At 72.0% G+C, this 12,396-nt stretch carries 8 protein-coding genes; 2 read left to right on the forward strand and 6 right to left on the reverse strand.

Annotated elements, in window-relative coordinates:
* Positions 1–20: 20 nt before the first annotated feature.
* From ACWDAK_RS08830 to ACWDAK_RS08855, 6 genes are all read right to left on the reverse strand, one after another.
* Positions 21–2,060 carry a protein meaA gene (locus ACWDAK_RS08830; protein ID WP_427394875.1) on the reverse strand — a complete coding sequence of 680 codons (2,040 nt, stop codon included), beginning with the start codon at positions 2,058–2,060 and terminating at the stop codon, positions 21–23.
* Complete coding sequence (gene ccrA / locus ACWDAK_RS08835) at positions 2,060–3,397, reverse strand: crotonyl-CoA carboxylase/reductase (RefSeq protein WP_344635358.1); 1,338 nt, start codon at positions 3,395–3,397, stop codon at positions 2,060–2,062. Before ccrA ends, ACWDAK_RS08830 begins: the two co-directional genes overlap by 1 nt.
* 328 nt (positions 3,398–3,725) lie before the next feature.
* Entirely contained in the window at positions 3,726–4,652 is a 927-nt protein-coding gene (locus ACWDAK_RS08840) for a TetR family transcriptional regulator (protein ID WP_344635359.1), read from the reverse strand.
* Positions 4,653–4,837: 185 nt separating this feature from the next.
* Complete coding sequence (locus ACWDAK_RS08845) at positions 4,838–6,616, reverse strand: 3-hydroxyacyl-CoA dehydrogenase family protein (RefSeq protein ID WP_344635360.1); 1,779 nt, start codon at positions 6,614–6,616, stop codon at positions 4,838–4,840.
* A 476-nt stretch (positions 6,617–7,092) separates the two neighbouring features.
* A complete protein-coding gene (locus ACWDAK_RS08850) occupies positions 7,093–8,583 on the reverse strand; it encodes an MFS transporter (RefSeq protein WP_344635361.1) in 1,491 nt (496 codons plus the stop codon).
* A 67-nt stretch (positions 8,584–8,650) separates the two neighbouring features.
* On the reverse strand, positions 8,651–9,295 hold the full coding sequence (locus ACWDAK_RS08855; RefSeq protein WP_344635362.1) for a TetR/AcrR family transcriptional regulator: 645 nt from the start codon (positions 9,293–9,295) through the stop codon (positions 8,651–8,653).
* Positions 9,296–9,668: 373 nt separating this feature from the next.
* On the opposite strand from ACWDAK_RS08855, the gene ACWDAK_RS08860 reads away from it, so the two are divergent.
* Both ACWDAK_RS08860 and ACWDAK_RS08865 read left to right on the forward strand, forming a co-directional pair.
* On the forward strand, positions 9,669–11,009 hold the full coding sequence (locus ACWDAK_RS08860) for a glutamine synthetase family protein (RefSeq protein WP_344635363.1): 1,341 nt from the start codon (positions 9,669–9,671) through the stop codon (positions 11,007–11,009).
* A gap of 32 nt (positions 11,010–11,041) precedes the next feature.
* A complete protein-coding gene (locus ACWDAK_RS08865; protein WP_427394876.1) occupies positions 11,042–12,112 on the forward strand; it encodes an amidohydrolase family protein in 1,071 nt (356 codons plus the stop codon).
* Positions 12,113–12,396 lie beyond the last annotated feature (284 nt).

The following is a 12,396-nucleotide window of genomic DNA, read 5'->3' on the forward strand; positions in this document are numbered from 1 at the left end:
GCGGGTGGTTCCTTCCGGGGTCAGCTGGTCGCGGCGTGCTGGTCGGTGGGCAGCGTCGCGGCCCAAGGCTGGAGCCTGTTGGCCAGCCGGATCTCGTCCACGATCCGGCCGATGATGGTGGTGATGCCGAAGTCCTTCGGGGTGAAGACTGCTGCGACCCCCGCGGCCTTGAGGGCCTCGGCGTCCGCAGCCGGGATGATGCCACCCACGACGACGGGCACATCCTCCACCCCTGCCCGGCGCAGCCGCTGCAGCACGTCGGGAACCAGCTCCGGGTGGGCTCCGGAGAGGATCGACAGGCCGACGCAGTGCACGTCCTCGGCGACCGCGGCGGAGACTATCTGCTCGGGCGTCAGCCGGATGCCCTGGTAGACGACCTCGAAACCGGCGTCGCGGGCGCGGACCGCGATCTGCTCGGCGCCGTTGGAGTGGCCGTCCAGGCCGGGCTTGCCGACCAGCAGCCGCAGCTTGCCCGCACCCAGCTCGGCGGCGGTGGCGGCCACCGCCTCGCGTACGGTGGCGAGTTCGCCGCCGGGCTCGGCCGCCACCGCGACCGGCGCACTGCCGACCCCGGTGGGGGCGCGGTACTCGCCGAAGACCTCGCGCAGGGCGAAGGACCACTCGCCGGTGGTGACGCCGGCGCGGGCGCAGGCCAGGGTGGCGGGCATCAGGTTGTCGCTGGTCGCGGCGGTGGCCTTCAGCTGCTCCAATGCGGCCTGGGCGGCGGCCTCGTCGCGGCCGGCCCGCCACTGTTCGAGCGCGGTGAGGACGGACTGCTCGGAGGCCGGGTCGACCACCATGATGGCGGTGTCCAGATCGGCGGTGAGCGGGCTCTCCTCGGTGGTGTCGAAGCAGTTGACCCCGACGATCCTGTCCTCGCCGGACTCGATCCGGGCCCGGCGGGCGGCGTGCGATGCCACCAGGTTGGACTTCAGGTAGCCGGACTCGACGGCCGGGATCACCCCGCCCATCTCCAGTACCTTGGCGATCTCGGCCTCGGCCCCGGCGAGCAGTTCGGCGGTCTTGGCCTCGACGACCGTGGAGCCGTTGAAGATGTCGCCGTACTCCAGCAGGTCGGACTCGTAGGCGAGCACCTGCTGGATCCGCAGCGACCACTGCTGGTCCCACGGCCGGGGCAGGCCCAACGCCTCGTTCCAGGCGGGCAGTTGGACGGCACGGGCGCGGGCGTCCTTGGACAGCGTGACGGCGAGCATCTCCAGCACGATGCGCTGGACGTTGTTCTCCGGCTGCGCCTCGGTCAGGCCGAGGGAGTTGACCTGGACGCCGTAGCGGAAGCGGCGCTGCTTCGGGTCCTCGATGCCGTACCGCTCGCGGGTCACCTTCTCCCACAGCTGGGCGAAGGCGCGCATCTTGCACATCTCCTCGACGAAGCGGACGCCCGCGTTCACGAAGAAGGAGATCCGGCCGACCACTTCGCCCATCCGCATCTCCGGCACCTGGCCGGAGTCGCGGACGGCGTCCAGGACGGAGATCGCGGTGCACATCGCGTACGCGATCTCCTGGACCGGGGTGGCCCCGGCCTCCTGCAGGTGGTAGCTGCAGATGTTGATCGGGTTCCACTTGGGGATGTTGGCGACCGTGTACGCGATCATGTCGGTGATCAGGCGCACGGACGGGCCGGGCGGGAAGACGTGCGTCCCGCGCGAGAGGTACTCCTTGACGATGTCGTTCTGGGTGGTGCCGGTGAGCCTCGCGATGTCGGCGCCCTGCTCCTCGGCGACCACCTGGTAGAGCGCCAGCAGCCACATCGCGGTGGCGTTGATCGTCATCGAGGTGTTGGTCTGTTCGAGCGGGATGCCGTCGAACAGGGTGCGCATGTCGCCGACATGGCCCACCGGCACGCCGACCCGGCCGACCTCGCCGCGCGCGAGCACGTGGTCGGAGTCGTAACCCGTCTGGGTCGGCAGGTCGAAGGCGACGGACAGACCGGTCTGGCCCTTGGCGAGGTTGCGGCGGTAGAGCGCATTGGAGTCGCTCGCCGTGGAGTGGCCGGCGTAGGTGCGCATCAGCCAGGGCCGGTCACGCTTCTGATCTGTCATCAGATGTTCCTGAAACGGTTGATCGCGTCGATGTGCTTGGCGCGGAACTCCTCGTTGCGCACGCCCAGGCCCTCCTGCGGGGCCAGGCAGAGCACGCCGACCTTGCCCTGGTGCTTGTTGTGGTGGACGTCGAGGGCGGCCTGGCCGGTCTGCTCCATGGGGTAGACCTTGGAGACCGTCGGGTGGATCTTGCCCTTGGCGATCAGGCGGTTGGCCTCGAACGCCTCGCGGTAGTTGGCGAAGTGCGAGCCCACGATGCGCTTGAGCGACATCCACAGGTAGCGGTTGTCGTACTGGTGCATGTACCCGGAGGTGGAGGCGCAGGTGACGATGGTGCCGCCCTTGCGGGTGACGTACACCGAGGCGCCGAAGGTCTCCCGGCCCGGGTGCTCGAAGACGATGTCCACGTCCTCGCCGCCGGTGAACTCGCGGATCCTGGAGCCGAACCGCTTCCACTCGCGCGGGTCCTGGGTGTGCTCGTCCTTCCAGAACCGGTAGCCCTCGGCGGAGCGGTCGATGATCGCCTCGGCGCCCATGGCGCGGCAGATCTCCGCCTTCTGCTCGCTGGAGACCACGCAGATCGGGGTGGCGCCGCCGGCCAGCGCGTACTGGGTGGCGTACGAGCCGAGCCCGCCGCTGGCGCCCCAGATCAGCACGTTGTCGCCCTGCTTCATGCCCGCGCCGTTGCGCGAGACCAGCTGGCGGTAGGCGGTGGAGTTGACCAGCCCGGGGGAGGCGGCCTCCTCCCAGGTGAGGTGCTTGGGCTTGGGCAGCAGCTGGTTGGTCTTCACCAGCGCCAGCTGGGCCAGGCCGCCGAAGTTGGTCTCGAAGCCCCAGATGCGCTGCTCCGGGTCCATCATCGTGTCGTTGTGGCCGTCCGGGGACTCCAGTTCGACCGAGAGGCAGTGCGCGACCACCTCGTCACCGGGCTTCCAGGCGTTGACCCCGGCGCCGGTGCGCAGCACCACGCCCGCGAGGTCGGAGCCGACGATGTGGTGCGGCAGGTCGTGGCGCTTGGTGAGCGGGGAGAGCTTTCCGTACCGCTCGAGGAAGCCGAAGGTGGAGACCGGCTCGAAGATCGAGCTCCAGACGGTGTTGTAGTTCACCGCGCTGGCCATCACGGCCACCAGGGCCTCGCCCGGGCCGAGTTCGGGGAGGGGCACCTCGTCGAGGTGGAGGGACTTGCGCGGATCCTTGTCGCGGCTGTCGAGGCCGGCGAACATCTGCTCCTCGTCCTTGTGGAGCGTCACCGCTCGGTAGGACTCCGGCAGCTTGAGCGCGGCGAAGTCCGCCGGGGTGCTGTCGGGGCTGAGGATCGCGTCGAGGATTTCCTTCATGGCTGCCTCCGAAGGCGTACCTGTGTGAGGGGCTGCACAGGGCGTCTGGGGGAGCCGGGAGCGGACACCGGCTTCACTGTCGGTCTGAGGGTGGGTGGTGCCTGCGACGGGTGGTGGAGTCGCACCGGACGAGGCGCGCCGAGGTGGGGAGCCGCGGCGCCGCGACTGGCGAGTAACAAGGTAGTGGCACCCTGTGCCACTCGTAAAGACACTGGGTGTCATCAATTCGAGTGAATGCGACGGCCGTTCGAAAGCCGTGAAACGGGCACGGGAAGGGCCCGTCCCGCTACTGCGGAACGGGCCCTGAAAACCCGTCTGACCTGCGTGATCAGCTTGCCGGAGTGCCGTTCAGCGCGGCCCTGATCCGGTCCACCACCAGGTCCAGCGGAGCGTCGGTGCGCGCCACTGTGATGAGCACCTCACCGCCGGGGCTGGCACTCAGTGCGCTCACTGCCGCCCCTCCGAGAGCCGACAGCGTGTCATCACTGGCACCGGGTGCCACGGGAGTGCCACGCCGTCGCATCCGGTGCGGAGCGGTCGCCCAGAACGTCCCCCTGATGACCTCGAAGGAGTGGTCCAGCTGCGCCTCGACGTCGCCGTGGCCGCCCGCGCGCAGCCAGCGCCGCAGCACGTGGTTGTGCGCCGCGACCACGGCCGCCGCCGACACCTCGGCCAGCATCGAGTCGTCGTCCCCGCCGCGCCGCCAGCCGGGCGGGATCTCCTCGGCCGCGTCGAACCGGCCGAGGAGGTACCGGGTGAACAGCCGCTCGTACCGGGAGACCACCGCGATCTCCCGCTCGCGCAGCGCCGGGACCTGACGGATCAGCTGGTACCGGGCCACCGACACCCCGGGCGTGGAGGCGTACATCCGCAGCACCTCCTTGATGCCGCGGCAGACCACGTCCAGCGGGTGCTCCTCGGGCCCGGCGCTGGCCAGCAGGTCGGCCACCCGGACCAGGGTGTCGTCGTGGTCCGGGAAGATCGCCTCCTCCTTCGAGCGGAAGTACCGGAAGAAGGTCCGCCGGGCCACCCCGGCCTCGGCCGCGATCTGATCGACCGTCGTCTCCTCGTACCCCTGCGAGGCGAACAGCTCCATCGCGGCCTTGGCCAGGTCCTGGCGCATCTGCTGCCGTTGGGCCGCCGCCCGCCGGTGACCGGCGGAGGAGACCCCCGCCGCCGACTGCGCCGCCAGCGCCTGTACTGCCAGTGCCTCTTCGAGGGCCGACTGCTCCGCGGATGACTGATCCCGATCCATGTCAGGCACGCTACACGCCCCGGCGGCCGGGCCCGCGGCCTTGGGGCGGCGCACCGGTGCCACCGGCCCGGTCGAGGCCGGCCGGGGCCACCGGGAGGAGACCGTCCCCGGGCCCCAGGCCGGGCGCGGAGGCAGCCCGCCGACCGGGCGGGAGCCGGGCGCAGGGCCCTGCGCCGGCCGGCCGGTCACCGGCGTGCGTGGTCGCGGAAACCGCGGCCGGTCTTGCGGCCCAGGCACCCCGCCGCCACCAGGTGCTCCAGCAGCGGCGCCGCCGCCAGACCCGGCTCGCGGAACTCCTGGTGCAGCACCTTCTCGATGGCCAGCGACACGTCCAGCCCGACCACGTCCAGCAGCTCGAACGGGCCCATCGGGTAGCCGCAGCCCAGCTTCATCGCGGTGTCGATGTCGTCCACCGTGGCGTAGTGCTCCTGCAGCATCCGCACCGCGTCGTTCAGGTACGGGAACAGCAGGGCGTTGACGATGAACCCGGCCCGGTCCCCGCACCCCACCGGGTGCTTGCGCACTGCGGCGCACAACTCCAGTACCGTCGTGGTGACATCGGCCGAGGTCAGCACGGTGGAGACCACCTCGACCAGCTTCATCGCCGGGGCCGGGTTGAAGAAGTGCATCCCGATCACGTCCTGCGGCCGCGAGGTCGCGGTCGCACAACTGATCACCGGCAGGCTGGAGGTGGTGGTGGCCAGCACCGCGCCCGGCTTGCAGATCTTGTCCAGGGTCGCGAACAGCTCGCGCTTGACCGCCAGATCCTCGGCCACCGCCTCCACCACCAGGTCCACGTCGGCGAGTTCGGCGTACGAACCGGTCGGGACCACCAGCTCCAGCGCCGCCCGGGACTGCTCCTCGGTCAGCCGGCCCTTGGCCACCGACCGCTCCAGCGACCTGGCCAGCTGCGCCCGGGCCCGGTCGGCCTTGTCCTGGCTGCGGGCGGCGAGCAGCACCCGGTACCCGGCCTTGGCGAAGACCTCGGCGATCCCGGTCGCCATGGTGCCCGAGCCGCAGACGCCGACGGCGCGCACCTGGCGCCCGGCGGCCGCGGGCGCGCCGGTGCGGGCGGCCTGGTCGGCGACCACCTTCGACGAGCCCGGCGCCTCGTAGGTGTAGAAGCCGCGGCCCGACTTGCGGCCGAGCAGCCCGGCCGCGACCAGCTGGCCGAGGATCGGCGCGGGGGCGTGCAGCCGGTCCCTGGACTGCTCGTACATCGCCTCCAGCACGGTACGGGCGGTGTCCACACCGATCAGGTCCAGCAGCGCCAGCGGGCCCATCGGCAGGCCGCAGCCGAGCCGCATCGCGGCGTCGATGTCCTCCCGGGTGGCGTACTTGGACTCGTACATCGCGGCGGCCTGGTTGAGGTACGCGAACAGCAGGCCGTTGACCACGAACCCGGCCCGGTCACCGGCCGCGACCGGCTCCTTGCCCAGCTCGCGGGCGAACTCGGCGGCCTGTTCGGCAGTCTGCGGCGAGGTCAGCACGGTGCGGACCACCTCGACCAGCTTCATGCTGTGCACCGGGTTGAAGAAGTGCAGGCCCAGCACCCGCTCGGGGCGGGCGGTGGCGGCGGCGATCCGGGTGACCGACAGTGCGGTCGTGCCGGTGGCCAGCACGGTCTCCGGCGGGCAGATCCGGTCCAGCTCGGCGAAGACCTCCCGCTTGAGCTCCAGCTGCTCGGGGACCTCCTCGATCACCAGGTCGGCGTCGGCCGCCGCGTCCAGCCGGTCGCCGACCGAGATCAGCGCGAGCAGTGCCGTACGCTCCTCGGCGGTGAACCGCTCGCGCTGGACGGCGTGCGCGGTGGCCTCCTCGATCCGGGCCAGCGCCCGCGCGGCGGCGTCCGGGCCGGCCTCGATGCCGATCACCCGGCGGCCGCTGCGCGCGACGGCCACGGCGATACCGGCGCCCATGGTGCCGAGGCCGACCACGGCGACGGTGGGGAAGGGACGCTTCATGAGTCCTGACTCCTTGTCATGGTCCCCGCGCCGCGCTCCGGTACTGCGCCGGGGCAGCGCTGTGCCGCGGGCGTACCGGAGGAGGGTGCGGCGGCGCGGGGGAGTGGTGATGACGGTTGCGGCACCGCAGGACGGTCCGGTCCGCTCCGGCCGTGCTGCGGAAGTGCCGTGGTGCTCAGGCGCGCTGGATGAGCTGAAGCGACGCTGACGCTGGTGGAGTGCCGGCCGTCGCCCGAGTCGGGGCTCGGCCGGGAAATGGGCATCCGCGCCGGGCCCGTGGAACGCGCGATGGCACGTCGGACGCCGGTCCCGCCGGTGCGGCTCCCGAAGCCCGGCGGTGGTGCGTGCGGTCACTGTAGCGAAGTTACTGCCGCGTAGGAAGAGTTGCGGGCGGAGTCCGGGCATGACGAAGCCCCCGCCGCTCCTCCCTTGACAAGGGTGGGCGGCGGGGGCTTCGGGGCCTCGGAGCCGTAGCGTCAGTGCGCCAGGACCGGAACGGCGTCCTCCTGCTCGACGGCCTGCTCCTGGGCGCTGGGGCGGCCGACGTTGATGAAGACGAAGGCGATCGCCGCTGCCAGCAGCAGGATGCCGAAGGAGCACCAGATCGCGGTCGAGAAGCTGTGCACCATGCCCACCAGCTTGCCCTGCGGGGTCTGGGCCAGGGCCTGGTGCGACTTGATCCACGAGGTCATCGCGCTGGTGGCGATGGTGTTCAGCAGCGCCGTGCCGATCGCGCCGCCGACCTGCTGCGAGGTGTTGACCATGGCGGAGGCGACACCGGCGTCGCGCGGCTCGACCCCGTAGGTGGCCAGGCTCATCGCGGGCATGAACGCGGTACCCATGCCGAGGCCCATCAGGATCAGGCCGGGCAGGATGTGCACCGGGTAGGAGCTGTCCACCTTGATCTGGGTGAGGATCAGCATGCCGAGCGAGGCGACCGTGAAGCCGGGCACGATCAGCAGGCGCGGGGCGACCTTGGTCATCAGCCGGGCGCCGATCTGGGTGGAACCGGTGATCATGCCGGCGACCATCGGCAGGAAGGCCAGGCCGGTGACGACCGGGGAGTACCGCAGCACGACCTGCAGGTAGTAGGTCAGGAACAGGAAGAGCCCGAACATGCCGATCACGGCCAGGCCCAGCGAGAGGTAGACGCCGGCGCGGTTGCGGTTGGTGACCACGCGCAGCGGCAGCAGCGGGGCCTTGACCGAGCGCTCGACCAGCACGAAGGCGAGCAGCAGCACCACCGCGGCGGCGAACAGGCCCAGCGTGGTGCCCGCGGTCCAGCCGTCCGACTCGGCCCGGGTGAAGCCGTAGACCAGCGAGACCAGGCCGGTGGACACCAGCAGCACACCGGGGATGTCCAGCTTGCTGCGGTTGCGCCCCTGGGCGGGCTCGCGGATCACCAGCACGGCGCCGGTGATGGCGACCGCGGCGAACGGAATGTTGACGAAGAAGGTCCAGCGCCAGTTCAGGTACTCGGTGAGCAGGCCGCCGAGGGTCAGACCGATGGCGCTGCCGCCACCGGCGATCGCGCCGTAGATGCCGAAGGCCTTGGCCCGCTCCTGGGCCTCGGTGAACATCACCGCGAGCAGCGAGAGCGCGGCGGGGGCGAGCAGCGCGCCGAACAGGCCCTGCAGGGCGCGGGCGCCCAGCAGCATGCCGGTGTTGGCGGCGGCGCCGCCGAGCGCGGAGGCGAGCGCGAAGCCGCTCAGGCCGACTATGAAGGTCCGCCGCCGTCCCCACAGGTCGGCGATCCGGCCGCCGAACAGCAGCAGGCCGCCGAAGGCCAGGGCGTAGGCGGTGATCACCCACTGGCGGTTGGCGTCCGAGATGTGGAGGTCGGCCTGGGCGGTCGGGAGGGCGATGTTCACGATGGTCGCGTCGAGCACGACCATCAGCTGGGCGAGGGCGATGAAGGCGAGGGCCTTCCACCGCCGGGGATCCGGCTGCAGGGCGGATTCAGACATGGGGGTACCCATCTACGTACAAGAGCGTGCAGAAGTGCGAGAAGTCGGAGCGCAGATCAGATGCAGGTCAGTTGTGCCGCTTGAGGTCCTCCAGGGTCACGGCGCGGCCGTCCAGGATGGAGCGGGCCGGGGCCTCCAGGCCGTCCAGGAAGATCTGGAGATGGCGCTGGACGAAGCCGTCCATGGCCAGGCATCCGCTGCCCGGCAGTGGACGGGTGAGCTGGGTGAGCACGACCACGAAGTCGCCGACGGCGACGTCGGGACGGAGCCGGCCGGCCCGCTGGGCGCGGGCCACCAGCTCGGTCACCACCTGTGTCAACCGCAGGCGGCTGGCCGCGAGTTCGGGGTCGCATCGGTCGATGTGGTCGGAGAGCAGCGGGCACAGGGCGCCGATCCGCTCGCGGGCGGCCGCGAGCGCGAAGCGGCGTACGGCCTGGAAGGTGTCCGCCTCCTCGGCCATGGCCGCCTCGGCGTGCCCGACGACGTTGGTGAGCACCGAGAGCGTCACATGGAGGATCAGCTCGCGCCGGTCCGGGAAGTTGCGGTACAGCGTGGCGTTCCCGACCCCGGCCCGGCGGGCGATCTCGTCCAGCGGCACGTCCGCACCGAACTCGACGAAGGCCTCGCGGGCGGCGACGATGATCCGCTCCCGGTTGCGGGAGGCGTCGGCCCTGAGCCGGGGGCCGGCCGGCTTGGCGGCGGTCACGGTCATGGTCGGGTGCTCCCTTCGAGGTGGGTCCGTCGGTATGGGTGCATCCGGGGAATGCGTCCCCGGATCGTGCGGACGAAGAGGTAAACGGGGAATCTCTCCCCGGATATTTCGGGCCGGCCGGTGACCTGTGTCACAGGCGCCGGGATGTGCTCGTGCGGTCTTCGCCCCCTTCACCGCAGACGAGGCCCAGACTGACCACTCTCCGCGATGCCGGCGCCCGCTTCAACCGAATTTCCGTACGGGCGCCGGAGACCTCCGAGACACCCATGGTCGCAGATCCGCCCGGCCCGCGTCGGGCCCCGCCGCCAGCCGGACGGGTGACGGATCCGCCCGGTTGGCCCCCGAACGAGTGCGGGAACGGCAGCATGGACGTATGACCACCACGCAGCCCCGTGCGGAACGCGCAGCCCAGGCCCGGCTGGCCGCCGCCAAGCTCACCGACGAGGCCATCGACGGCGTGGTGCTCGGCTGGGTCGACAACGCCGGGATCAGCCGGGTCAAGGCCATCCCGGTCCGCCAGCTGGCGCACGCCGCCGAGTGGGGCGTCGGCGCCTCGCCGAGCTTCGACGTGTTCCTGCTGGACGACTCGATGACCAGCAGCCCGTTCACCACCGGCCCGGAGGGCGACCTGCGGCTGGTCCCCGACCTGACCAGACTCTCCCGGCTGGCCGCGCAGCCCGGCTGGGCCTGGGCCCCGGTCGACCGCTACACCCAGGACGGCACCCCGCACCCCGGCTGCCAGCGGCGCTTCGCGCGCCGGATGGTGGACGCCCTCGCCCGGCGCGGTCTCTCGTTGCGCGCCGGGTTCGAGGTCGAGTGGGTGGTCACCGACGCCGACGGCAGGCCCGCCACCGAGGGCCCGGCGTACGGGATGAACCGGATGATCGAGCACTCCGACTACCTCCGGGACGTGCTGCGGGCGCTCACCGCACAGGAGTTGACGGTCCTGCAGATCCATCCCGAGTACGCCCCGGGCCAGTTCGAGGTCTCGGTCGCCGCCGAGGGCCCGATCGAGGCGGCCGACACCGCGCTGCTGGTGCGGCACACGGTGCGCGCCGTCTCGCAGCGCTACGGGCTGCGCGCCTCGTTCGCGCCCGCGGTCACGGCGGACGGCGTCGGCAACGGCGGCCATCTGCACCTCAGTCTGTGGCGCGGCGAGCAGAGCCTCGGCCACGGCGGCTCGGGGCCCTACGGACTGCACGACGAGGCGGAGACCTTCTTCGCCGGAGTGCTGGCCGAGCTGCCCGCGCTGCTGGCCCTCGGCGCTCCCAGTGTGGCCAGCTACCTGCGGCTGCAGCCCTCCCGCTGGGCCGGGCCGTTCCGCTGCTGGGGCCTGGAGAACCGGGAGGCCGCGCTGCGGCTGATCACCGGCTCCACCGGCTCCCAGGCCAACGCCGAGATCAAGTGCTTCGACGCGGCCGCCAACCCCTACCTGGTGATCGGATCGGTGCTCGCCGCCGGGCTCGCCGGGCTGGACGCCGGCCGCTCGCTGCCGCCTGAGGTGCACGGCGACCCGGCAGGACAGAGCGGCGTCGAGCGCCTCCCCGGCGAGCTGTCGGTGGCCGTGGACGCCTACGAGAAGTCCGTCCTGCTGCGCGAGGCGCTCGGTGCCCAGCTGCACGCCGCGGTGCTCGCGGTCCGCCGGGCGGAGGTGGAACTCCTCGGCAGCCTCGGCGCGGAGGAGCTGATCGCCGCGACCCGCTGGCGGTACTGACCGTGCGGCTGGTCGACCAGCACTGTCACAGCGTGGTCCGCGCCGATCTGGACCCGGCCGCCTTCGCCGCCCTGATCACCGAGTCCGACCGGCCGCCCGCGGCCGGGACCACACCCTTCGACAGTGCGACCGGCCTGGCCGTCCGCCGCTGGTGCCCGCCCGCGCTCGGGCTGCCCGAGTACGCCCCGGCCGCGGACTACCTGGTCCGGCGGCGCGAGCTGGGCCCCGCCGAGGCGACCGCCCGGCTGCTGGCCGCGGCCGGCCTGGACTGCTGCCTGGTGGACACCGGACTGACCGGCGCCGCCGGGCGGCCCCTGCTCCCGCTGGCCGAGCTGGCTGCCGCCACCGGTGCGGAGGTCCGCGAGGTGGTCCGGATGGAGAGCGTCGCCGAGCGGGTCGACAGCACCGCGGCGGGGTGGTCCCGGGCCGTGCGGGCGGCGCTGGAGAGCGCCTGCGCCGAAGCCGCCGCGCTGAAGTCCATAGTCGGTTACCGGTGCGGGCTGGCCGTACCCCCCGGGCCGCCGGACGAGGCCGAGGTGATCCGGGCGGCCGGCGCCTGGCTGAGCGGCCCCCGGACCAGGCTGGCCGACCCTGTACTGCTCGCCCGGCTGTTGTGGACGGCCGTCGAGGTCTGCGAACCGCTCGGCCTGCCGATCCAGCTGCACACCGGTTTCGGCGACCCCGACCTGCGGCTGCACCTGGCCGACCCGGCGCTGCTGGTCGACTTCGTCCGCGCCGTCGAGCCCAGCGGCGTTCCGCTGGTGCTGCTGCACGGCTACCCGTACCACCGACAGGCCGCCTGGCTGGCCGCCTCCTTCCCACACGTGTACGCGGACATCGGTCTCACCGTCACGCACACCGGTGCGCGGGCCGCCGAGGTGCTCGGCGAGGTGCTCGAACTCGCCCCGTTCGGCAAGGTGCTGTTCTCCACCGACGCCTACGGGCTGCCCGAACTCTTCCTGGTCGGCGCCGCCCAGTACCGGCACAGCCTCGGGCGGCTGCTCGCCGGCTGGCAGGCGGACGGCGGCTGTCCGGCGGCCGACGCGGCCAGGATCGAGCGGATGGTCTCGGCCGGCAACGCCCGCCGCCTGTACCGCCTCTGAGTAAGACCGACCGGCGATAGGGAGCGTGGGAGAAGAAGGGGGCACCTCCCGGCCGAAGGCTGGGGGAGGGTCGAGAGCCGAGTCTGGGCGTGCATCGTGCGGGGGTCCCCCCGGCCGTCAGGCTGGGGGAAGAGAGCGCAGCGGCGCTGCGCGCGACGAGGAATGTGCGTCCAGGCGAGAGCTGTCGGCACGCGACGCCGCGGGCCCTATTGCCGGTCGGTCTAACTCCTGGCCATCGCACGGCAGTTGCCCGGACCTGGCTTCAAGTCATGTCTGTGAAGCAC

The sequence above is a fragment of the Kitasatospora sp. NPDC001175 genome, from assembly GCF_053598215.1.

Coding starts and splice junctions, on each gene's coding strand:
- ACWDAK_RS08850 (WP_344635361.1), bottom strand. CDS start 8,583: ATGTCTGAATCCGCCCTGCAGCCGGATCCCCGGCGGTGGAAGGCCCTC.
- ccrA (WP_344635358.1), bottom strand. CDS start 3,397: ATGAAGGAAATCCTCGACGCGATCCTCAGCCCCGACAGCACCCCGGCG.
- ACWDAK_RS08840 (WP_344635359.1), bottom strand. CDS start 4,652: ATGGATCGGGATCAGTCATCCGCGGAGCAGTCGGCCCTCGAAGAGGCA.
- ACWDAK_RS08855 (WP_344635362.1), bottom strand. CDS start 9,295: ATGACCGTGACCGCCGCCAAGCCGGCCGGCCCCCGGCTCAGGGCCGAC.
- ACWDAK_RS08845 (WP_344635360.1), bottom strand. CDS start 6,616: ATGAAGCGTCCCTTCCCCACCGTCGCCGTGGTCGGCCTCGGCACCATG.
- ACWDAK_RS08830 (WP_427394875.1), bottom strand. CDS start 2,060: ATGACAGATCAGAAGCGTGACCGGCCCTGGCTGATGCGCACCTACGCC.
- ACWDAK_RS08860 (WP_344635363.1), top strand. CDS start 9,669: ATGACCACCACGCAGCCCCGTGCGGAACGCGCAGCCCAGGCCCGGCTG.